Source organism: Salmonella sp. 32120201201600049SM (assembly GCF_017572835.1).
GTDB classification, from domain to species: Bacteria; Pseudomonadota; Gammaproteobacteria; order Enterobacterales; family Enterobacteriaceae; genus Salmonella; species Salmonella enterica.
Window position 1 is genome coordinate 127,828 of record NZ_JAGESA010000007.1, and the last position, 21,552, is coordinate 149,379.

18 protein-coding genes are annotated in these 21,552 nt (G+C 55.0%); 5 read left to right on the plus strand and 13 right to left on the minus strand.

Annotation, left to right across the window (positions count from 1 at the left end; translation table 11 throughout):
• Window positions 1–8: 8 nt before the first annotated feature.
• Window positions 9–2,087 carry a 4-alpha-glucanotransferase gene (gene malQ / locus J4650_RS15425; protein ID WP_023993866.1) on the plus strand — a complete coding sequence of 693 codons (2,079 nt, stop codon included), beginning with the start codon at window positions 9–11 and terminating at the stop codon, window positions 2,085–2,087.
• 118 nt (window positions 2,088–2,205) lie between these two features.
• On the opposite strand, the gene gntT is transcribed toward malQ, so the two are convergent.
• The 3 genes from gntT to gntX form a co-directional block, all read right to left on the minus strand.
• Window positions 2,206–3,522, minus strand: a complete 1,317-nt coding sequence (gene gntT, locus J4650_RS15430; protein WP_001131741.1) for a gluconate transporter — start codon at window positions 3,520–3,522, stop codon at window positions 2,206–2,208.
• Window positions 3,523–3,895: 373 nt separating this feature from the next.
• Window positions 3,896–4,471 carry a Fe-S biogenesis protein NfuA gene (nfuA, locus tag J4650_RS15435; protein WP_000619387.1) on the minus strand — a complete coding sequence of 192 codons (576 nt, stop codon included), beginning with the start codon at window positions 4,469–4,471 and terminating at the stop codon, window positions 3,896–3,898.
• Window positions 4,472–4,529: 58 nt separating this feature from the next.
• Window positions 4,530–5,213, minus strand: coding sequence for a DNA utilization protein GntX (gntX, locus tag J4650_RS15440; RefSeq protein WP_000958733.1), 684 nt, complete (start codon window positions 5,211–5,213; stop codon window positions 4,530–4,532).
• Window positions 5,214–5,250: 37 nt separating this feature from the next.
• Between gntX and bioH the strand changes: the two genes are divergently transcribed.
• On the plus strand, window positions 5,251–6,021 hold the full coding sequence (gene bioH, locus J4650_RS15445) for a pimeloyl-ACP methyl ester esterase BioH (RefSeq protein ID WP_000998138.1): 771 nt from the start codon (window positions 5,251–5,253) through the stop codon (window positions 6,019–6,021).
• 35 nt (window positions 6,022–6,056) lie between these two features.
• Here the strand turns inward: bioH and J4650_RS15450 are convergent, their stop codons facing one another.
• From J4650_RS15450 to greB, 6 genes are all read right to left on the minus strand, one after another.
• A complete protein-coding gene (locus J4650_RS15450) occupies window positions 6,057–6,971 on the minus strand; it encodes an Rpn family recombination-promoting nuclease/putative transposase (RefSeq protein WP_000235946.1) in 915 nt (304 codons plus the stop codon).
• Window positions 6,972–7,205: 234 nt separating this feature from the next.
• A complete protein-coding gene (feoC, locus tag J4650_RS15455; RefSeq protein WP_000157587.1) occupies window positions 7,206–7,442 on the minus strand; it encodes a [Fe-S]-dependent transcriptional repressor FeoC in 237 nt (78 codons plus the stop codon).
• A gap of 12 nt (window positions 7,443–7,454) precedes the next feature.
• Window positions 7,455–9,773 (minus strand): Fe(2+) transporter permease subunit FeoB, encoded by a 2,319-nt coding sequence (gene feoB / locus J4650_RS15460; RefSeq protein ID WP_023216665.1) that lies wholly within the window; start codon window positions 9,771–9,773, stop codon window positions 7,455–7,457.
• An 18-nt stretch (window positions 9,774–9,791) separates the two neighbouring features.
• Window positions 9,792–10,019, minus strand: coding sequence for a ferrous iron transporter A (gene feoA, locus J4650_RS15465; protein ID WP_001160955.1), 228 nt, complete (start codon window positions 10,017–10,019; stop codon window positions 9,792–9,794).
• A 436-nt stretch (window positions 10,020–10,455) separates the two neighbouring features.
• The gene (locus J4650_RS15470) at window positions 10,456–12,786 is read right to left on the minus strand and encodes a Tex family protein (protein ID WP_023993867.1); all 2,331 of its coding nucleotides are present in this window, start codon (window positions 12,784–12,786) and stop codon (window positions 10,456–10,458) included.
• A 98-nt stretch (window positions 12,787–12,884) separates the two neighbouring features.
• Entirely contained in the window at window positions 12,885–13,358 is a 474-nt protein-coding gene (gene greB, locus J4650_RS15475; RefSeq protein ID WP_000856695.1) for a transcription elongation factor GreB, read from the minus strand.
• 225 nt (window positions 13,359–13,583) lie between these two features.
• Here greB and ompR point away from each other — a divergent pair, with 225 nt between their 5' ends.
• Both ompR and envZ read left to right on the plus strand, forming a co-directional pair.
• Window positions 13,584–14,303 (plus strand): two-component system response regulator OmpR, encoded by a 720-nt coding sequence (ompR, locus tag J4650_RS15480; protein ID WP_001157751.1) that lies wholly within the window; start codon window positions 13,584–13,586, stop codon window positions 14,301–14,303.
• Window positions 14,300–15,652, plus strand: coding sequence for a two-component system sensor histidine kinase EnvZ (gene envZ, locus J4650_RS15485; protein ID WP_001253818.1), 1,353 nt, complete (start codon window positions 14,300–14,302; stop codon window positions 15,650–15,652). The genes ompR and envZ overlap by 4 nt, the downstream gene beginning before the upstream one ends.
• Window positions 15,653–15,726: 74 nt before the next feature.
• Here the strand turns inward: envZ and pckA are convergent, their stop codons facing one another.
• Window positions 15,727–17,346, minus strand: coding sequence for a phosphoenolpyruvate carboxykinase (ATP) (pckA, locus tag J4650_RS15490; protein WP_001265689.1), 1,620 nt, complete (start codon window positions 17,344–17,346; stop codon window positions 15,727–15,729).
• Between the two features lie 379 nt (window positions 17,347–17,725).
• Here pckA and J4650_RS15495 point away from each other — a divergent pair, with 379 nt between their 5' ends.
• The gene (locus J4650_RS15495) at window positions 17,726–19,435 is read left to right on the plus strand and encodes a DUF4153 domain-containing protein (protein WP_023993868.1); all 1,710 of its coding nucleotides are present in this window, start codon (window positions 17,726–17,728) and stop codon (window positions 19,433–19,435) included.
• Between the two features lie 110 nt (window positions 19,436–19,545).
• Here J4650_RS15495 and hslO read toward each other — a convergent pair whose 3' ends face one another.
• The 3 genes from hslO to yrfG are packed head-to-tail and all read right to left on the minus strand — an operon-like array spanning window position 19,546 to window position 21,529.
• Window positions 19,546–20,424: an Hsp33 family molecular chaperone HslO gene (gene hslO / locus J4650_RS15500; RefSeq protein ID WP_023993869.1), complete on the minus strand. Its 879-nt coding sequence runs from the start codon at window positions 20,422–20,424 to the stop codon at window positions 19,546–19,548.
• 24 nt (window positions 20,425–20,448) lie between these two features.
• A complete protein-coding gene (hslR, locus tag J4650_RS15505) occupies window positions 20,449–20,850 on the minus strand; it encodes a ribosome-associated heat shock protein Hsp15 (RefSeq protein WP_000660719.1) in 402 nt (133 codons plus the stop codon).
• A 10-nt stretch (window positions 20,851–20,860) separates the two neighbouring features.
• Window positions 20,861–21,529: a GMP/IMP nucleotidase gene (gene yrfG / locus J4650_RS15510; RefSeq protein ID WP_001520508.1), complete on the minus strand. Its 669-nt coding sequence runs from the start codon at window positions 21,527–21,529 to the stop codon at window positions 20,861–20,863.
• Window positions 21,530–21,552 lie beyond the last annotated feature (23 nt).

Sequence of the window (21,552 nt, forward strand, 5' to 3'; positions counted from 1 at the left end):
GGAGCGCGATGGAAAATAAACGTCTCGATAGTGCCGCGCTGGCGGCGGGGATCAGCCCCAGTTACATCAATGCTCATGGCAAACCGCAGTCTATTGGCGCTGAAACCAAGAGACGTTTGCTGGCGGCGATGCACGGCACGACAACAGGACCACAGGCGGTCGTGCCGAATGTGAAGGTTTATACCGCGGGTAAAAAAATGGCGTTGCCGGTTGAGGGGCGCGGTGAGTTTGCCTGGCTGCTGACTACGGAAGAGGGCGTGCATTACAAAGGGCGCGTGACGGGCGGTAAAAAACTTAACCTTCCGGCTACATTGCCGGAGGGCTACCACACCCTGACGTTGACTCAGGATGAACAGCGTACGCACTGCCGTATTATCGTTGCCCCGCCGCGATGCTATGAGCCGCAGGCGCTGCTGGAGGGGAAAAAACTGTGGGGGGCCTGCGTCCAGCTTTATACTCTGCGTTCAGAAAAAAACTGGGGTATTGGCGATTTCGGCGATTTGAAGTCGATGCTGGTCGACGTGGCGACACGCGGCGGCGCGTTTATCGGCCTGAACCCGATCCACGCGCTTTATCCGGCGAATCCGGAGAGCGCCAGTCCCTACAGCCCCTCGTCTCGTCGCTGGCTGAACGTGATATATATCGACGTCAACGCCGTCGAAGATTTCCGCCTGAGCGAAGAGGCACAGGCATGGTGGCAAATGCCCGCCACACAGCAAAAGCTGCGACAGGCGCGCGATGCGCAATGGGTGGATTACGCTACCGTTACCGCGCTGAAAATCACGGCGCTGCGGATGGCGTGGACGCGGTTTGCCGCTCGCGACGATGCGCAAATGGCGGAGTTTCGTCACTTTATCGCCCGCGAAGGCGAGAGCCTTTACTGGCAGGCGGCATTCGACGCGCTGCATGCGTATCAGGTGAAAGAGGATGAGCAGCGCTGGGGCTGGCCAGCCTGGCCGGAGTCGTACCAGTCGATAGAGTCTCCCGCTGTCAAACAATTCTGTGAAGCGCACCGCGAAGAGGTGGAGTTTTACCTCTGGCTTCAGTGGCTGGCCTGGCGCCAATTCGCCGCCTGCTGGGATACCTGCCAGAGTTTTAAACTACCGATTGGTCTGTACCGCGATCTGGCGGTTGGCGTAGCGGAAGGCGGCGCGGAAACCTGGTGCGACCGGGAGCTGTACTGCCTGAAAGCATCTGTCGGCGCGCCGCCGGATATCCTCGGCCCGCTCGGTCAGAACTGGGGGCTGCCGCCAATGGACCCGCATATTATTGTCGCCCGGGCCTATGAGCCCTTTATCGACCTGCTGCGCGCCAATATGCAAAACTGCGGCGCGTTGCGCATTGACCATGTCATGTCGTTGCTGCGTCTGTGGTGGATACCGTATGGCGAAACCGCGGATCGCGGGGCATATGTTCAGTATCCGGTTGACGATCTGTTGGCTATTCTGGCCCTGGAGAGCCAACGTCACCGCTGTATGGTGATAGGCGAAGATCTGGGGACGGTGCCAGTTGAGATTGTCGGCAAGCTGCGCGATAGCGGGGTCTATTCTTATAAAGTGTTGTGGTTTGAAAATGACCTTGAGAAAAACTTCCGCGCGCCAGGCGCGTATCCGCAACAATCGATGGCTGTCGCCTCGACGCACGATCTCCCCACGCTGCGCGGCTATTGGGAATGCGGTGACCTGACGTTGGGTAAAGCTCTGGGGCTTTATCCGGATGAAGTGATTCTGCGCGGGCTGTATGAGGATCGCGAGCGGGCGAAACAGGGGCTATTGGACGCGCTGCATAAATATGGCTGTCTACCAAAACGCGCCGGGCATAAGGCATCGTTAATGTCGATGACGCTAACGCTAAATCGCGGGCTTCAGCGCTACATCGCCGACAGTAACAGCGGTCTGTTGGGGCTTCAGCCGGAGGACTGGCTGGATATGGCCGATCCGGTTAACGTACCGGGCACCAGCGATCAGTATAAAAACTGGCGACGGAAGCTCACCGCCACGCTGGAGCAGATGTTTGCCGATGAGGGCGTAAACAAGCTGATTAAGGATTTGGATAAGCGCCGAAAAGCGGCCGCGAAGAAGAAGTAATAAAGCCGGGGATTTCCCCGGCTTTATTATGGTGAGAGCACGTAGGCCTGATAAGCGCAGCGCCATCAGGCAATCCTGGCGCACATTGCTGCCTTATCCGGCCTACAAGCCGCCTCGCTTAAACCACCATACCCAGTAGCAGACAGCCGATCAGGCCGCAGACGGAGATGATCGTTTCCAGCATCGACCAGGATTTAATGGTCTCGCCGATAGTCAAATTGAAATACTCTTTGAACAGCCAGAAGCCCGGGTCGTTGACGTGAGAGAAAATCACGCTCCCGGAACCGACTGCGATAACCATCAGTTCAGGGCTAACGCCGGTAGTGGCGATCAGCGGCGCCGCAATGCCGCCTGCGGTAATCGCCGCGACAGTCGCAGAGCCCAGCGCGATACGCAGCACCGCCGCGATAGACCACGCCATCAACAGCGGAGAGACATTGGTTTCATGCATCATTGAAGCGATGTATTTATCCACGCCGCTATCGACCAGCACCTGCTTGAACGCGCCGCCGCCGCCGATGATCAGCAGCATCATGGCGATAATTTTGATGGAAGAGACCAGCGTATCGTTAATCTGATCCATTGAACGCCCGCGGTTCAGGCCAAAGGTGAACATTGCAATCAGTACGGCAATTAACGTAGCCATTACCGGGTCGCCCAGGAACTCGGCAACGGGCAGGAAAGCGTGGCCTTTTGGCAGAATCATCTCGGCAACCGCACGCATCGCCATCAGAATCACCGGAACCAGCGACGTCCAGACGCTGACGCCAAAGCCCGGCATCTCTTCTTCCGTAAAAGTTTTCGCGCTGTACAGGCCTTCCGGGATCGGCTTATCGATACCTTTCAGGAAACGGGCGTAAACCGGTCCGGCAAGGATCACGGTCGGGATTGCCAGAATCGTACCAAACAGCAGCGTCTTACCCATATCGGCATGAAAAATCGTGGCGATCGCGGTTGGGCCCGGGTGCGGCGGCAGGAAGCCGTGTGTGACGGAGAGCGCCGCGGCCATCGGCACGCCGACGTACAGTAACGGGATATTCGCCGCTGCGGCAATGGTGAATACCAGCGGCAGCATCAGAACGAAGCCCACTTCATAGAACAGAGCGAAGCCGACGGTAAAGCCGGTTAACACTACGGCCCACTGAATATGCTTTTTACCAAATTTCGCGATCAGGGTAGTGGCGATACGTTGAGCGCCGCCGCAGTCGGCAAGCATTTTGCCCAGCATGGCGCCGAACCCCATAATCAGGGCCAGACTGCCAAGCGTACCGCCGACACCGGCTTTGATGGAGCCGATGACTTTATCCAGCGGCATTCCCTGCATCAACCCGACAGCGAGCGCTACCAGGACAAGGGCGATAAATCCGTTCATTTTGAAGCGGATCATCAGAAGAAGTAACAAGATAACACCGATAGCAACGATGACTAATGGCATGATTTACCTGGCCTTTACTTTGTTATGGGTAACGTCATTGTTTCGACGACAAATTCCTGTTGTTCCCGACGGGAACAGAGTCGCAATAGCACCAATACTGATTACCGTTGAAACGAATGAGCGTAGTCAGATGTTATATGGATGTTAGGTGCCCATAAGAATGATACGGGTAACATATAGGTGTTGAAAATGACCCTGGCAGGCAAAATTTAAATTATGAGACACAGGTCATGTTATCGGCGAAAGAAGAACCATTGTTCTGAGAGGTGGCTGATAGCGCAGAATGGCGGAGTAGACGCCTTATTCGGCCTACGGTGGGGCAGACAAGGCCCGACAGGCGCAAGCGCCATCGGGCATGGATGCGGGGAAAATCTTAGTAGTAGGAGTGCTCGCCGCGCTGGTGTTCGGTCAGATCGCGAACCCCTTTCAGTTCCGGGAATTCATTCAGCAACTGTTTCTCGATCCCTTCTTTCAGCGTGACGTCAACCATCGAGCAACCGTTACAACCGCCGCCAAACTGCAGAATTGCATAGCCTTCATCGGTAATTTCCATCAGCGAGACGCGACCGCCGTGGCCCGCCAACTGTGGGTTAATCTGCGATTGCAGAGCATATTCCACGCGCTCCATCAGCGGCGCGTCATCGGCCACTTTGCGCATCTTCGCGTTTGGCGCTTTCAATGTGAGTTGAGAACCTAGCTGGTCGGTCACGAAATCAATTTCCGCGTCTTCCAGATAGGGCGCGCTCAGCTCGTCGACATAAGCGGTCAACAGGTCAAATTTCAGTGCAGTATCGGTGGCTTCTACGGCGTCGGGCGGACAATAAGAAACACCGCACTCTGCGTTAGGAGTGCCGGGATTAATGACAAATACGCGGATTTGCGTCCCTTCTTCCTGATTTGCCAGCAGTTTGGCAAAGTGCGCTTGTGCAGCATCGGAAATACGGATCATAGTAATGGCCTAATAGTTGACTATTTTAGTTGGTTATAATACGCCCATCATCGAGGCTCTACAAGGTTCGACACAGGCACCATACCTGGACAGTCGCTGCGCCGTTGCGCAAAAGCAGTTGCGCGATTTCCGCGACGGTACTTCCGGTAGTGACGACATCATCCACAATAACCATATGGAGACCCTGTACCGGCAATTCAAGGCGAAACGCGTTTTTCAAATTGCGCTTACGTAACCTGGCGCTGAGATGATGTTGTGTTGCGGTCGCCCGTACCCGCGTGATGGTCTGGCTGTCCCACGCGCAGCCAAGCCAACGCGCTAACGGTTGGCATAACAGATCGCTTTGGTTAAATCCCCGCCGCCAGTGTCGGCGCGACCAGAGCGGAACGCTGACGATTCTGTCGGGAAGCTGCAAGCCAGTGCTGCGGCGCGCCATGAGTACTTCCTGCAACAGTAGACGCGCCAGAGCGGCGGCAATTTCGCTGCGGCGGGTAAATTTAAGCTGATGCACCAGTAAACTCAAGGGCGGCGTATAGTCACTGACGCTCACCAGACGCTGCCAGGGCGGAGGTTTTTGCAGGCAGCGACCGCAGGGGAGCGAAGGATGCGCGGCGGGTAATCCGCATTGCGGGCACAGGCTGACGCGCTGGCGGACGGCGCGCGCGCATACGGAACAAATCCCCCAGTGGCTTAACGCCAGCGGCATTCGGCATAGCCAGCATAATCCCGGTACTGTTAGCATAGGTGCATCCTTGTTAGACAAAAGAGAACAGTAACTGATGAATGACATCTGGTGGCAGACCTACGGCGAGGGAAATTGTCATCTTGTGCTGCTGCACGGATGGGGATTGAACGCGGAGGTATGGCATTGCATTCGCGAGGAACTCGGCTCGCATTTTACGCTGCATCTGGTCGACTTGCCGGGCTATGGCCGTAGTTCGGGGTTTGGCGCTATGACGTTTGAAGAGATGACGGCGCAGGTAGCGAAAAACGCGCCGGACCAGGCTATCTGGCTTGGCTGGAGCCTGGGTGGCCTGGTGGCGAGTCAGATGGCGCTCACCCACCCTGAACGCGTTCAGGCGCTGGTGACAGTCGCCTCTTCGCCATGCTTTAGCGCGCGTGAGGGGTGGCCGGGAATAAAACCGGAAATCCTCGGCGGATTCCAGCAGCAGCTTAGCGACGATTTTCAGCGCACGGTGGAGCGTTTTCTGGCGCTGCAAACGTTAGGGACGGAGACGGCGCGTCAGGATGCCCGCACCTTAAAAAGCGTGGTGCTGGCGCAGCCTATGCCGGATGTAGACGTGCTCAATGGCGGACTGGAAATCTTAAAAACGGTCGATCTACGAGAAGCGCTTAAAAATGTGAACATGCCCTTTTTGCGTTTGTATGGTTATCTGGACGGTCTGGTGCCGCGTAAAATCGTGCCTTTGCTCGATACGTTATGGCCGCACAGTACATCACAGATAATGGCGAAGGCGGCCCATGCGCCGTTTATCTCGCATCCGGCGGCGTTTTGTCAGGCGCTGATGACGTTAAAATCATCGCTGTAACCAGGGCGTTGCCGGGCACAGGCCATTCTGCCAGATTAATGACTTTCAGACGCCAGATCGGCAGGCGCCAGCCCGGTAACCCTAAGCACGGTATCGCGATCGAAACCATCGTTTAGCATGGAGCGGGCAATGCGCAATGCGGCGAGCCGTTGGCCTTCCTGCTTGCCTTGCTGTAACCCGTTACGATGTCCTTCCTGACGTAATCTGTCTGCGATAGTCATGATCTTCTCCTTATGCTGTGGGATACGCATAGCCACCTGGCGGATAAACGTATTGAAGCGCGCGGCGTCGCCAGTGTGCATCATGTAATTAAACAAACTTTGAAGCTGGGTGTCATTAGCGTATCCCTTAACCAGCAGGGCGACCAGCTGTTCGACAAGCCCCATCAGATCACGCTGGCGGATGTGTTTTTGTATGAGTTCCAGCAGTGCGACCCGTCGGTGCCGCATAATCTCGTCATCCGGCACGACCGTAATATCGACCAGAGGAAAGGCGGTGGCGTATAGCTTACGCGCCATCACCGGGTCGGCAAATTCATCCAGCCAGCATAATGAGAACGGATACGGGCTGCGGTTTCCGTGATAAAACAGCATTGGCACAACTAACGGCAACGTCTTATGCCCGGCCTCCAGATGCCGTTGCATTGCAGCCATTGCGTAACGCATCAGCCGAAATGCCATATGCGCGTCCGGCGTACTCTGATGTTCAATAACCACGTAAATGTAACCTTCACCTTCACTTGTTTCCAGCGACCAAAGAATATCGGAATAATGGGGGCGTAAATCCTCTTCAATAAAGCTACCGGACTCCAGCCGTAACGTATTCAGATTACAGATTTGACGTAATGTCGACGGGAGATGGATTTCCAAAAAATCCCGTGCAGTATCGGGGTGGCATAAAAACTGTTTGAATACCGCGTCATGCGGCGTGGATGTTGTTGAGGTCGCCATATCGATCCGTCATCGGTGAAGTTCAATGGCGTGACACTACGCGCAGACCGGGCTGATTGCAGTAGAGGATTAGCGCGCTTGCGAGGCGCGTGGGGAGATAAATGCGCACGGCGGTAATGCTTTCATCTTTGTGGAAGGCATGACGCAAAATTGCCCGGCAGCGTGACGCGTACCGGGCAACATAACGCGGGATAAAGGCCGGATAAGACGCGTTACGTCGCTACCCGGCGAAGGTTAACGCAAGGCCCACCATTCGCGCAGGCAGGCTTTACCTTCCGGACAACTTTTACAGCTGCCTGAAAGGCAGCCGTCCGCTTCTTCCGGGATACGTACCGCTTTACCCATGATCTCCAGTTGATTCAGCATGGCGTCGATCATGGGCTGCGGAGCGTGCAGCGTATGGCTGATCTGCGTTGCCTCCATACGCCCCCGCAGCGCCAGTAGATCGCGAACCTGTATCAATGAAGCCATTTTTTACATCCCTTAGTGACAATTGCCCGCAGTGCCCGAACAACAGGAACTGACGTTTTTGCGGGTTGCCAGCAGTTCAATGTCTACACGGCTGCGGGCGCGGCGTAGCAGACTTAATACCACAACGTTAAAGATGATTACCGCCAGAATACAGATCAGGCTGTATGTCGGGTGTTGACTGAAGCTGGTAACCTGGTAGAACAGCGTGGCGAGCGAATAGGCGATATTCAGTCCCCACAGGATGGAGAAGCCCATCCAGCCGCGGCTGGATTCGCGGGCGATAGCGCCCATTACCGAGATACACGGTACGTAAAGCAGGACAAAAATCAGGTAACTGTACGCCGCCGCGGCGCTGCCGAATTTTTGATCCATCACGCCCATCGCGCCGGTCGCCATTTCGCCGTCGCCTTTACTCGCTTCGATCGGGTTAGCCAGTACGCTCAGGCTAAAGGTGTCTTTCAGGCTTTGCCAGGTATCGTCAACCGCGCCCAGCAGTTCATCGCCGAGGTGAAAATCGGCAGGATTAAACGCTTCGTCCTGAATATTTTCGGCGGTGTAGAGCGTGTTCAGCGTACCGACGACAACTTCTTTCGCCATGGCGCCCGTAAACAGACCCACGGTCGCTTGCCAGTTATCCTCATGGACGCCGATCGGTTTAAAGACTGGCGTGATGACCCGGCTTACAGAGGCGAGGGCGGAGTCATTAATGTTATCGACGATTTTGCCGCTCAGCGAGAAACTGTTAAACGCGCTCAGGAAAATACTCACGATGATAATGACTTTACCGGCGCGTAGTACAAAACCTTTCAGGCGTTGCCAGGTCTGGATGATCAGGCTCTTGATATGCGGGACGTGGTAAACCGGCAGCTCCATCACAAACGGAGAGGCTTCGCCGCGCATAATGGTATGCTTCAGCATCAGGCCGGTTAATACCGCCATGACAATACCCAGCACGTACAGCGAGAAGACCGCCAGCGCGCCGTTTTGCCCGAAGAAGGCGGCGGCAAAGACGGCGAAAATCGCCAGGCGCGCGCCACAGGACATAAACGGCGCCATCATGATGGTCATCAGGCGTTCGCGCGGAGCGTCAAGCGTGCGGGCGCCCATCACGGAAGGTACGTTACAGCCGAAGCCGACAATCAGCGGCACGAAGGATTTACCCGGTAGTCCCAGCGCCTGCATCAGGCGATCCATGACGAAGGCCGCGCGCGCCATATAACCGGAGTCTTCAAGGAAGGAGAGGAACAGGTACATCATCCCGATTTGCGGCACCAGCGGCAGGACGGTATTGATCCCGCCGCCAAGACCTTGCGCCAGGAAGATGGTTAACCAATCCGGGAAGTGCAACGTGTAGCCAATCCATTGAATGCCATGAATAAAGATGGCGACGGAACCGGCATCAAACAGGGGTTGCAACGCGCCGCCGATGTTAATGGCGAGCAGGAACATCAGGTACATCACGAACAAAAAAATCGGTAAGCCGAGGAAGCGGTTCAGAATAATTTTATCGACCGCCCTGGTGAAGCGGCTGGGTTCGGCTGTCAGGGTATTGCTGACCACGTCGCAAATAGCGGCGATACACTGATAACGGGCGTCGGCGATATGCAGCGCCGGGTCGTCCATTTCGTCCTTCAGACGGGCAAGGGAGGTGTCCAGGTTTTGCGCCGCTTCGCCTGCGTAGGCCCGGCTGTAGATATCGCCCTCCAGCATTTGCAGACCCAGCCAGCGGCGCTGTTGTAAAGGCATCTCCTGGGCCATCGCGTCGGCCAGGAAACCTGCTTCGCGCAGCAGCGGCTGGGCATAATGCACCAGTTCGACGTTGTCGTTAGCGTTGTGACGGTCAATGGCCAGTTTCAGCGCCTCGATACCGCGGCCGCGAGTCGATACCAGCGGTACGACAGGGCAACCCAGACGCGTGGACAGAGCGTCGACATCAATACGAACCTGCTGTTTTTCGGCGATATCCAGCATGTTGAGCGCGACAATACAGGGAATACCCAGCTCCAGCAGTTGCAGCGTCAAATAGAGGTTGCGCTCCAGATTGGAGGCGTCCACAACGTTTATCAACAGGTCGGCGTCGCCGCTCAGGATGTAGTGGCAGGCGATCTGTTCGTCGAGAGAGGTTTGTGACGAGATGGTCGTCAGAGAATAGGTGCCGGGTAAATCTACCAGCGTGACCTGGTGGTCAGTTGTCGCGAACTGGCCCTCTTTACGCTCGACGGTGACGCCCGCCCAGTTCCCCACGCGCTGACGCGCGCCGGTGAGTTGGTTAAATAAGGTGGTCTTGCCGGAATTAGGATTACCAATTAAACCAATGGTTAATTTTTTCATTTTTATAGACTCACTGTATTAACAGGAAACCGCTTCCACTTCTATTAACGCCAAATCCTTTTTACGCAAAACCAGACTCACGCGTCGTGTTTCGATATGGATCGGATCGCCTAAGGGCGCGACGCGGACGACATTAAATGAAGAGCCGGGCAACATGCCGAGCGAAAGCAGTTTTTGACGATACGCCGGGCTGATTTCACGCGCAAAGCCGGTGATTTTCCACGCAGTGTCAGGAGTGAATTGCATACGACCTACTTGTTTCTTACTAACTGGATGTATACCTCATGCGGCGCTCAGGGGGGCGGCAGGAGACCCGATGTTTAGCCAACGAAGGAAAGAGTAAATAATCAACAACACAATGATAATGAGAATGGTTTCTATCTTCAACGATTAAAATGTGACGGAATGTACAAATAAGCGATAATTTGCGCCGATGTTGATATGGCTCAACATTTATTTGTCTTTTTGCAAATACCCCTAATGTGCAAATATTCACCGTTTTTAATGTTTAATTAAGGTTTCATCTGTTAATAAAGTGATAATTAATAGTGCGGATAGCAGAAGGAAATTAATTAACAGATTCTAATGGGTAAGATTTAATTGTTAATTAAAAAAGAAAGGGTTGGACGTATTGCAAAATCGCAGGCCGGATAAGAAGTAACCCGGCCTGCGTATTACCCGATTAGCGTTTTTTCCCCATTGCCGCAGCCAGCGCGTCCATCATGGCGCTGTTACCGGCTGGCTGGGCGTCACGACCGCGCGGTTTCGCCGCTTTTGATGCCGGGCGGTTGCCCTGAGCGCGATCGGCGCCGCCGCCGCGGCGAGCGGCGGTTTCGCCGGGCTGTTCGTCCAGACGCATTGTCAGCGCAATACGCTTACGTTGCAGATCCACTTCCAGCACTTTCACCTTCACAATATCGCCCGCTTTCACCACGGTGTGTGGATCGTCGACGAACTTAGTCGACAGGGAAGAGATGTGGACCAGGCCATCCTGATGAACGCCGATATCGACAAACGCGCCGAAGTTAGTGACGTTAGTGACCGCCCCTTCCAGAATCATCCCCGGCAGCAGGTCGTTCATGGTTTCGACGCCATCGGCGAATTGCGCGGTTTTAAATTCAGGACGCGGGTCGCGGCCCGGTTTTTCCAGCTCTTTGATGATATCGCTCACGGTCGGCACGCCGAATTTATCGTCGGTAAAATCAGTGGCCTTGAGGTGACGCAATTCGTTGCTGTTGCCCATCAGATCTTTTAGCGCTTGCTGCGTCGCCGCCAGAATGCGTTCGACAACCGGATAGGCTTCCGGGTGGACGGTGGAGGCATCCAGCGGGTTATCGCCGTGGTTAATACGCAGGAAGCCCGCGCACTGTTCAAACGCTTTCGGCCCCAGACGGCTCACCTTCAACAGTTGCTGGCGGTTCTGAAACTGACCGTTCTCATCGCGCCAGGCGACGATGTTTTGCGCCATCATGCGCGTTAGGCCCGCGACGCGGGTCAGCAGCGGCACGGAGGCGGTATTCAAATCGACGCCGACGGCGTTTACGCAGTCTTCGACCACCGCATCCAGTTTACGGGCCAACTGGGTCTGGCTGACATCGTGTTGATATTGGCCGACGCCGATGGATTTCGGATCGATTTTCACCAGTTCCGCCAGCGGATCCTGCAGACGACGGGCGATAGAGACCGCGCCGCGCAGGGAGACGTCGAGATCTGGAAACTCCTGCGCCGCCAGCTCAGAAGCGGAATACACGGACGCCCCCGCTTCGCTGACGATCACTTTCTGCGCCGTCACGTTCGGGAACTGTTTCTGTACGTCGAGATAGAAGCGTTCGGTTTCACGCGAGGCCGTACCGTTGCCAATCGCGACCAGTTCGACGTGGTATTTTTCGCACAGCGCGGCGATCATGGTAGCCGCTTTGGCCGCCTGACCGGTATGCGGATAAATGGTATCCGTCGCCACCAGCTTGCCGGTGCCGTCAACGACAGCGACTTTTACGCCGGTACGCAGGCCAGGATCAAGGCCCATCGTGGCGCGCAGGCCTGCGGGGGCTGCCATCAGCAGGTCGTGCAGGTTACGGGCAAACACGTTAATCGCTTCATCTTCCGCACGTTCGCGCACGGTGCCCATCAGTTCGGTTTCGAGGTGCATTAAGACTTTGATACGCCACGTCCAGCTCACTACGCCTTTGCGCCAGCTATCCGCCGGGGCGTTATTCAGCCGCAGGCCGAGATGGTCCATGATGATTTGCTCGCAGTAGCTTTCTTTTGGCGGCTCATCAAACTGTGGGTCGGCATTGAGCGAAAGTTGCAGAATGCCTTCGTTACGACCACGGAACATGGCCAGCGCACGGTGAGACGGGACGTTAGCAATGGGCTCATGATGGTCGAAATAGTCGCGGAATTTTGCCCCTTCTTCCTCTTTGCCGCTCACGACGGTGGCGACCAGATGGGCGTTCTTCCACAGGTAATCACGCACTTTCGCCAGCAATGCGGCGTCTTCGGCAAAGCGCTCCATCAGAATGTAGCGTGCGCCGTCGAGCGCGGCTTTCGTGTCCGCCACGCCTTTGTCGCCATCAATGTACTTTGCCGCTTCCACGTCAGGATCGTGGGACGGCTCGTTCCAGAGCAGATCGGCCAGCGGCTCAAGGCCGGCTTCAATGGCGATTTGTCCACGGGTGCGGCGTTTAGGTTTATAGGGCAGGTAGAGGTCTTCGAGCTCGGTCTTACTTAACGTAGCGTTGATGGCGCCAGCCAGCTCATCGGTCAGTTTGCCTTGTTCGGAAATGGACTTGAGGATGGCCTGACGCCTGTCTTCCAGCTCACGCAGATAGCCCAGACGCGTTTCCAGGTTACGCAACTGCGTGTCATCCAGACCGCCGGTGATTTCTTTACGATAACGTGCGATAAACGGCACGGTGTTCCCTTCGTCAAGCAGGCGAACGGCAGCTTCAACCTGCCCGGCATTTGCCTGGATTTCACCCGCAATAATGCGGCAGAAAGAATCATTCATCATGGGTTAGCTTCGTCTTCAGGATAAAAATCAGGGGATAGTTATACGGATTGGCTGGCAAAAATGCCAGCCATCAGCGGGGGCTTAGGATTCTTCTTGTCTTATTTGACGTATTCGATCGCATTGACGTACCAGTTTGCTTCGCCGACAGGGGTGTTGACCACCGCCAGATCGCCCACTTCTTTTTTCAGTAGCGCCCGCGCCATCGGCGAGTCGATAGAGATGTAATCCTTACGTCCGAAAATTTCATCGTAGCCGACAATGCGGAACTTCAGCGTATCGCCGTCATCATTTTCAATTTCCACCCAGGCGCCGAAGAAGACTTTGCCCTCCTGCTGCGGGGAATAATCCACGATTTTGAGATTTTCCATGCATTTGGTCAGATATCTGACGCGTCTGTCGATCTCACGCAGGCGCTTTTTATTATACTGATAGTCGGCATTCTCGCTGCGGTCGCCCAGACTCGCAGCCCAGGTCACTTTTTTGGTGACCTCCGGGCGCTCTTCACGCCAGAGATAATTGAGCTCTTGTTTGAGTGTTTCGTACCCTTCGCGGGTGATCAGGGGCGTTTTCATCTCGTTGATTTACCTTTGCTGTCGATATTGCGCACACGGGGTATAACGTGATCGTCCCGACAGAATAAATAATGGGGTTGCCGATTAATTGTATATTTAAGCTGCTGTTAAATATGCTTTGTAACAATTTAGCCTGAAATTCATACCAGAATTTGCTGGTGACTCACGTGAGCTTTTTTAAGAATACACACTTACATTTGTTGCGAACCTTTGGGAGTACAGACAATGCAAGAGAATTATAAGATTCTGGTGGTTGATGACGATATGCGTCTGCGGGCGCTACTGGAACGTTATCTGACCGAGCAGGGCTTCCAGGTTCGAAGCGTCGCTAACGCCGAGCAGATGGATCGTCTGCTGACCCGTGAATCTTTCCATCTCATGGTACTGGATTTAATGCTGCCAGGTGAAGATGGTCTGTCGATTTGTCGTCGCCTGCGTAGTCAAAGTAATCCAATGCCGATCATTATGGTCACGGCGAAGGGTGAAGAAGTTGACCGTATCGTCGGGCTGGAAATCGGCGCCGATGACTACATTCCTAAACCGTTTAACCCGCGCGAGCTGTTGGCGCGTATCCGCGCCGTGCTACGTCGTCAGGCAAACGAACTGCCCGGCGCGCCGTCGCAGGAAGAGGCCGTTATCGCGTTCGGTAAGTTTAAACTGAACCTCGGTACGCGCGAGATGTTCCGTGAAGATGAACCGATGCCGCTGACCAGCGGGGAGTTTGCGGTACTGAAAGCGTTAGTCAGCCATCCGCGCGAGCCGCTCTCTCGCGACAAGCTGATGAATCTGGCCCGTGGTCGCGAGTATTCCGCGATGGAACGCTCCATCGACGTCCAGATCTCCCGCCTGCGCCGTATGGTGGAAGAAGATCCGGCACATCCGCGTTATATTCAGACCGTATGGGGCCTGGGCTACGTCTTCGTACCGGACGGTTCTAAAGCATGAGGCGAATGCGCTTCTCGCCGCGAAGTTCATTTGCCCGCACGCTGTTGCTCATCGTCACCTTGCTGTTCGTCAGCCTGGTGACGACCTACCTGGTGGTGCTGAACTTCGCGATTTTGCCGAGCCTCCAGCAGTTTAATAAGGTTCTGGCTTACGAAGTCCGTATGCTGATGACCGATAAGCTGCAACTGGAGGACGGCACGCAGTTAGTCGTGCCGCCTGCGTTTCGCCGGGAAATCTATCGCGAGCTGGGAATCTCTCTCTACACCAACGAAGCCGCCGAAGAGGCCGGGCTGCGTTGGGCGCAACACTACGAATTCTTAAGCCACCAGATGGCGCAGCAATTAGGCGGCCCGACGGAAGTGCGCGTTGAGGTCAACAAAAGCTCGCCCGTCGTGTGGCTCAAAACCTGGCTGTCGCCCAATATCTGGGTGCGCGTGCCGCTGACCGAGATTCATCAGGGCGATTTTTCTCCGCTTTTCCGTTACACGCTGGCGATCATGCTCCTGGCGATAGGCGGCGCGTGGCTGTTTATTCGTATACAGAACCGGCCGTTAGTGGATCTTGAACATGCCGCCTTGCAGGTAGGGAAGGGAATTATTCCGCCGCCGCTGCGTGAATATGGCGCCTCTGAGGTGCGCTCTGTGACCCGGGCGTTTAACCATATGGCAGCCGGCGTGAAGCAATTGGCCGATGACCGTACGCTATTGATGGCGGGCGTCAGCCACGACTTGCGCACGCCGCTGACCCGTATTCGTCTGGCGACGGAGATGATGGGCGAGGAAGACGGTTATCTCGCGGAGTCGATCAATAAAGACATCGAAGAGTGTAACGCCATTATCGAACAGTTTATTGACTATCTGCGTACCGGTCAGGAAATGCCAATGGAGATGGCGGATCTCAATTCCGTGCTGGGCGAGGTGATTGCGGCGGAAAGCGGCTATGAGCGTGAGATTAACACTGCGCTTCAGGCAGGCAGCATCCAGGTGAAAATGCACCCGCTCTCGATTAAGCGCGCGGTGGCGAATATGGTGGTCAATGCTGCCCGCTATGGCAACGGCTGGATTAAGGTCAGCAGCGGCACCGAGTCGCATCGCGCCTGGTTCCAGGTAGAAGATGACGGGCCGGGCATTAAGCCGGAGCAGCGTAAACATCTGTTCCAGCCTTTCGTGCGTGGCGACAGCGCCCGTAGCACCAGCGGCACAGGGCTGGGGCTGGCGATTGTGCAGCGCATTATCGATAACCATAACGGGATGCTGGAGATTGGCACCAGCGAGCGTGGCGGATTGTCGATTCGCGCCTGGCTACCGGTTCCTGTGGCTCGCGTCCAGGGGACGACAAAAGAGGCATAAGAAAGGGAGGTATTACCCTCCCTTTCTTCTTAACGCTGGATGACGCTGTTCAAAGCCGCCATCCGGCCTGTTCCTTACAGCTTCGGTCCGGCGCTAACTAGCGCTTCGCCTGCCGGGGTATCCGTATACTTCTCGAAGTTCTCAATGAACAGTTTCGCCAGCGCGGTGGCTTTTTCCTGCCATTGTTCCGGCGACGCGTAGGTGTTACGCGGGTCGAGAATGTGGGTATCCACGCCTGGCAGTTCAGTCGGGATCGCCAGATCGAACAGCGGCAGACGGAAGGTTTCCGCGTTATCAAGAGAACCGTTCAGAATGGCGTCGATAATCGCGCGCGTATCTTTGATGGAGATACGTTTGCCGGTGCCATTCCAGCCGGTGTTAACCAGATAAGCCTGCGCGCCTGCTGCCTGCATACGTTTCACCAGCACCTCAGCATACTGCGTCGGGTGCAGCGTCAGGAACGCGGCGCCGAAGCAGGCGGAGAAGGTGGGGGTCGGTTCGGTGACGCCGCGTTCGGTGCCGGCCAGTTTAGCGGTGAAACCCGACAGGAAGTGGTACTGCGTCTGGTTAGCGGTTAAACGGGAAACCGGCGGCAGCACGCCGAAAGCATCCGCCGTCAGGAAGATAACCTTGGTGGCGTGACCTGCTTTGGACACGGGCTTAACGATGTTATCGATATGATAGATCGGGTAAGAGACGCGGGTGTTTTCGGTTTTGGAACCATCGTCGAAATCAACGGTGCCGTCTTCGCGCACGGTGACGTTTTCCAGCAACGCATCACGGCGAATCGCATGATAAATTTCTGGCTCCGCTTCTTTCGACAGTTTGATGGTTTTGGCGTAGCAGCCGCCTTCAAAGTTGAACACGCCGTCGTCATCCCAACCGTGCTCATCATCGCCAATCAGACGACGTTTCGGGTCGGTGGACAGAGTGGTTTTTCCGGTACCGGAAAGGCCGAAGAAGACCGCGACATCGCCTTTTTCACCCACGTTGGCGGAACAGTGCATTGAGGCGATACCTTTGAGCGGCAGCAGGTAGTTCATTACCGAGAACATCCCTTTTTTCATTTCGCCGCCGTACCAGGTGCCGCCAATAAGCTGAATACGTTCAGTCAGGTTGAACGCCACGAAGTTTTCCGAGTTCAGCCCTTGCTCTTTCCACTGCGGGTTGGTGCACTTCGCGCCGTTCATGACAATAAAGTCAGGTTTGAAGCCTACCAGCTCTTCGTCCGTTGGGCGAATGAACATATTTTTAACGAAGTGGGCCTGCCAGGCGACTTCCGTAATAAAGCGCACGGAAAGACGCGTATCGGCATTTGCGCCGCAGAACGCATCAACAATGAATAAGCGTTTACCGGAAAGCTGATGCGTCACCAGACCTTTCAGGTGTTGCCAGGTTTCCTGGGAAAGCGGCTTATTATCGTTTTTACCTTTACCCTTATCGGACCACCACAGCGTATCACGCGTGGTGTCGTCGCGAACAATGTACTTATCCTTAGGCGAACGACCGGTAAAAATACCGGTATCAACGGCAACAGCGCCCAGGTTAGTTAACACGCCACGCTCATAGCCTTCCAGACCAGGATTAAGTTCTTCCTGGTAAAGGGTGTCGTAGCTGGGATTGTAAACGATATCCTGGACGTCGTTGATACCATAAGCCTTGAGATCTTGCGGGGTTAAATTGTTAACGCGCATATCACTGCTCCTTAGCCAATATATATTACCGAAAATAGTAAGGTTTTTTGAGGTTGGTTAACCGCGACAAGGCTCATAGATTTACGTATCTGGACAAAATCACGATTGACGAAAAACACTGTGACTCCTGTCACGCAGCGGCGGTTATTATGGCAGGAAACCTACTTTTGTTGTGGAAAATGTTCTGAAAACGTTAAAAGGAAGTGTTTTTGACCGACATAATGTGACTGTAATCGCATTCATGTAAGAAAGTTACGTAACACCAACATTAACAATATCGATTCACCTCTCTGCGTTTTTTTCTGAATTATGCATGACGACGCCTGGCGGTGAACAGATGATGCAATAATGCGGCTTTCTCATCATTCTGGATAACGACATGGAAAGTGTAGCGCTTTCACGTACTACTCGCTGGGGGATGTTGCTCACCGGTTTGCTGCAGGGCGTCTTGTGCTACCTGCTGATGGCCTGGCTGGTACCACAAAATAGCGACTGGCTGTTCTATGGTATGCCTGCGACGATAGCGTTGTCGTCAATGCTATTGCTTACCGTGGTCTCTTTTAAACAGCGCGCGCTGTGGGGCTGGCTGGGGCTGATCTTTGTGGTCGTGCTGGCAATGAGCGGCTGGCTGAAATGGCAGGTTGAGGCGGTGGAGAAATGGCGCCTGGCCGAGCTCCTCTGGCTGTATGGTCTCCGGCTTGTGTTGATGGCGATGCTGGTCTTACCCTGGATGCAATATCAGTTACATTCGCAAACCGGTTCGGCGCGTTATCCCCAGTTTTATCTGCGGTTATGGCATAACGTACTGACATTGTTTATCGTCCTGGTCGCTAACGGACTGTTCTGGCTGGTTCTCCTGCTCTGGAGCGCGCTATTCAGGCTGGTGGGCATCCGCTTTTTCAGCACCCTTTTCTTTGAAACTGAAGCCTTTATTTATGTGACCATCGGCCTGATTACGGCGCTGGCGGTCATTCTCGCCCGCACGCAGTCGCGCCTTGTGGCGGCGGTGCAAAAGCTGTTGACGCTGATCGCGACAGGTTTACTGCCGGTGGTGTCGCTGCTGGCATTGCTGTTTATTGTGACGTTACCCTTTACCGGACTGGAGGCGATTTCTGCGCGTGTTTCCGCTGCGGGGCTGCTATCCACGCTGACGCTGATGCTGCTGCTCCTCGTGGCGATTGTCAACGAACCGCAAAAGCGCGTATTACCCTATCCGCGCGTACTACGCGGCATGATTAGCGCCTCGCTGTGCGTTGCCCCGATATATATGCTGCTGGCGGGCTGGGCGTTATGGGTACGCATTCAGCAATACGGCTGGACGCCGGATCGCCTGTATGGCGCGCTGACGGCGTCTGTCTTGCTGGTATGGTCCTTCGGTTATCTGATCGGTCTGTTACGCCGCGGACGCGACCCTGATGAGTGGCAAGGCAAGGTGATACTGAGCGTCTCTTTGTTGACGCTGGTGATATTGCTGTTGCTGGCCTCGCCTGTACTTGATGTCTGGCGTATTAGCGTCAACAGCCATATGGCGCGTTACCATAGCGGTAAAATTACTGCGGATCAGATCAGCCTGTATATGCTGGATCACAGCGGCAAACCTGGCCAGGAAGCGCTGAAATCGTTGCGGGATGACGAGGCGTTTACGCAGAACAGAAAGCGCAATCGTGAACTGATGACGTTTTTGCAGAGAAATAAGGTCTCTCCGACGGCGGACGATTTAGCGCGGGTGGTGATGATTGCGCCCGGTAGCCAGAAGCCGGATGCCGCATTTTGGGCGTTTGTCAAAGGGCAGAGTTATTCGGACGATTCCTGCCTTGAACCGGATGCCTGCGTGCTGGTGAGTCAGGATCTTAACGGCGACGGTCAGCCTGAGCAGGTGCTGTATAACTTTATTGTTGCCGAGAGCCAGGTCTACGGCTTAAAAGAGGGGAAATGGACGCAGAAAGCGTTCGCCCGATTGCCGGACGGGTTTTCTAAGACGCAACTGTTGCACGCGATTGCCGGGCATCGGTTAGACTCAGCCCCCAAAGCCTGGCGCGATATCATTGTTGATGGTCAGCGGTTGGATGTGGATTACTACAACGAGTAAACTTTTTGCCGGATGGCGGCATAAATGCCTTATCCGGCCTACGGAGCGGGATGCTGTAGGCCAGATAAGCGCAGCGCCATCAGGCAATGATGTTGTCGACTGAAAGGCGATTAATGAACCTGTGGATCGGCAGGAGAGGCGTTGTTACGGATCTCCGCGATATCCATCGCATTGAACAGGTAATGATTGCCGCAGTAATCGCAGTGCATATCGATTTCGCCTTCTTCCGCCAGAATGTTGTCCACTTCTTCATCCGGCAATGTTTTCAGCGCGCCCGCGCAACGTTCGCGTGAACAGGTGCATTTGAACTCAACATCTTGCGGATCGTAGAGCGTGACTTCTTCTTCGTGATACAAACGCCACAGCACGTCATTTGCCGGTAACGTCAGCAGCTCTTCGCTTTTAATGGTTTCCGTCAACATAGCCAGATGGTCGAAATCCTCCGCCTGCGCGTTCTGTGCCGGCATCACCTGGAGCAACATTCCACCTGCCGCCGGTTTACCGTCGACATCGCCGGTACGGATAAACAGGCGCGTCGGCAACTGCTCGGAGCGCAGGAAGTAATCTTCCAGGCACGCCGCCAGAGTATCGCCTTCCAGACCCACCACGCCCTGATAGCGTTCACCCTCTTCCGGCGTAATGGTGATCACCAGATAGCCGTTGCCAACCAGCGTTTTGAGATCCGCATTGTCAGGGATGTCGCCCTGAACGCGAGCCACGCCGCGCATCTGCTGCTGATTATTGCCATTGATCACCGCCAGGCTTAACGGCCCGTCGCCCTGGAGCTGTACCGTAATGTCACCGGCAAACTTCAGCGTCGCGGTCAGCAGGCTAGTGGCGACCAGCAGTTCGGCCAGTACGGTTTTCACCGGCTGCGGGTAGGTATGATTGTCGAGGATCTGTTGCAAGGTTTCCGAAACGGTCACCAGCTCGCCGCGAACGGCAAAGTTTTCAAACAGATAACGATGTAATTGGTCATGTTGCGGCATAATCATCTCTCTTGCGGGTGACAGTTATTCGCTGTCGCCGTGTTTAAATCGTAACAGGTCGCGGCGCTCTTTCTTGTCCGGTCGCCTGTCCGGATGCGGCATGGTCAGGGCGTTAAGCTTGCGCGCCTGCGCCATTTTTTCGCGTTTTTCCACGCTTTCCGCCGTCTCTTCATACAGAGCGGCGGCTTCGCTGGCCGGACGGCGCTGTTCGGTGATGGCTTTAACGATCACCGTCCGTTCGTCATTTCCCTGACGCAGGGTAAGGGTTGCGTTCAGCTCGACGATTTTGCTCGGCTTACTGCGCTGGCCGTTGTAATGCACCTTACCGCCTTCAATCATCTCGCGGGCCAGCGCGCGGGTTTTATAAAAACGCGCGGCCCACAGCCATTTATCCAGTCTGACCTCAACGGAGGACTTTTCTTTCATGGCGTCTCCTTCACATCAGCGAGGGGATCAGACGGCGGTAGTCGTTCAGGGACGGATGGCGCGTATAGTGCTTTTCTGCCAGGCCGGAATCAGGATTCGTCACGCCAAGACAGTAGCGAATACCAAACCGGGCGGCGGCGTCGAGAATCGGTTCGCTGTCATCGATAAACAGCGTTTTCTCTGCGCTTATTCCCGTTTCCTCAGTGACAGCGCGCCATAACCGCTGATCCTCTTTGGGATAACCAAATGTGTGGGTGGAAAGTAATAAATCAAGGTGTGAGGCCAGACCGGTATGCTCCAGCTTCACCGCCAGGTTATGTGGATGCGCATTGGTGAGCAGAATCCGACGTTTTCCGCTGGCTTTTAACGCATTCAGAAACGGTACGGTATCGTCGCGCAAAACGGCGCGCGGCCCTTGCGCCGTCGTCATGGCGCAAATATCCAGACCCAGACGCTCGCTCCAGTAATCCAGACAGTACCAGTTTAGCGTATGCTGTACGGCATGATACTGCTGACGAATATATTCCTGCGCGTCCTGCGGCGAAATACCCTGCTGCGCGCCGTAGGTTTCCGGTACCAGCTTTTGCCAGAAATAGTTATCGAACGCGAGATCGAGCAGCGTGCCGTCCATATCCAGCAAAACGGTATCCACGTTTTGCCAGTCAATATCAATATGCATGGGGAACTCCAGGGTAACGCAAT

Excerpts from the sequence above, each read along its gene's own strand:
- malQ (WP_023993866.1), top strand. The coding sequence starts at position 9 with ATGGAAAATAAACGTCTCGATAGTGCCGCGCTGGCGGCGGGGATCAGC.
- gntT (WP_001131741.1), bottom strand. The coding sequence starts at position 3,522 with ATGCCATTAGTCATCGTTGCTATCGGTGTTATCTTGTTACTTCTTCTG.
- nfuA (WP_000619387.1), bottom strand. The coding sequence starts at position 4,471 with ATGATCCGTATTTCCGATGCTGCACAAGCGCACTTTGCCAAACTGCTG.
- gntX (WP_000958733.1), bottom strand. The coding sequence starts at position 5,213 with ATGCTAACAGTACCGGGATTATGCTGGCTATGCCGAATGCCGCTGGCG.
- bioH (WP_000998138.1), top strand. The coding sequence starts at position 5,251 with ATGAATGACATCTGGTGGCAGACCTACGGCGAGGGAAATTGTCATCTT.
- J4650_RS15450 (WP_000235946.1), bottom strand. The coding sequence starts at position 6,971 with ATGGCGACCTCAACAACATCCACGCCGCATGACGCGGTATTCAAACAG.
- feoC (WP_000157587.1), bottom strand. The coding sequence starts at position 7,442 with ATGGCTTCATTGATACAGGTTCGCGATCTACTGGCGCTGCGGGGGCGT.
- feoB (WP_023216665.1), bottom strand. The coding sequence starts at position 9,773 with ATGAAAAAATTAACCATTGGTTTAATTGGTAATCCTAATTCCGGCAAG.
- feoA (WP_001160955.1), bottom strand. The coding sequence starts at position 10,019 with ATGCAATTCACTCCTGACACTGCGTGGAAAATCACCGGCTTTGCGCGT.
- J4650_RS15470 (WP_023993867.1), bottom strand. The coding sequence starts at position 12,786 with ATGATGAATGATTCTTTCTGCCGCATTATTGCGGGTGAAATCCAGGCA.
- greB (WP_000856695.1), bottom strand. The coding sequence starts at position 13,358 with ATGAAAACGCCCCTGATCACCCGCGAAGGGTACGAAACACTCAAACAA.
- ompR (WP_001157751.1), top strand. The coding sequence starts at position 13,584 with ATGCAAGAGAATTATAAGATTCTGGTGGTTGATGACGATATGCGTCTG.
- envZ (WP_001253818.1), top strand. The coding sequence starts at position 14,300 with ATGAGGCGAATGCGCTTCTCGCCGCGAAGTTCATTTGCCCGCACGCTG.
- pckA (WP_001265689.1), bottom strand. The coding sequence starts at position 17,346 with ATGCGCGTTAACAATTTAACCCCGCAAGATCTCAAGGCTTATGGTATC.
- J4650_RS15495 (WP_023993868.1), top strand. The coding sequence starts at position 17,726 with ATGGAAAGTGTAGCGCTTTCACGTACTACTCGCTGGGGGATGTTGCTC.
- hslO (WP_023993869.1), bottom strand. The coding sequence starts at position 20,424 with ATGCCGCAACATGACCAATTACATCGTTATCTGTTTGAAAACTTTGCC.
- hslR (WP_000660719.1), bottom strand. The coding sequence starts at position 20,850 with ATGAAAGAAAAGTCCTCCGTTGAGGTCAGACTGGATAAATGGCTGTGG.
- yrfG (WP_001520508.1), bottom strand. The coding sequence starts at position 21,529 with ATGCATATTGATATTGACTGGCAAAACGTGGATACCGTTTTGCTGGAT.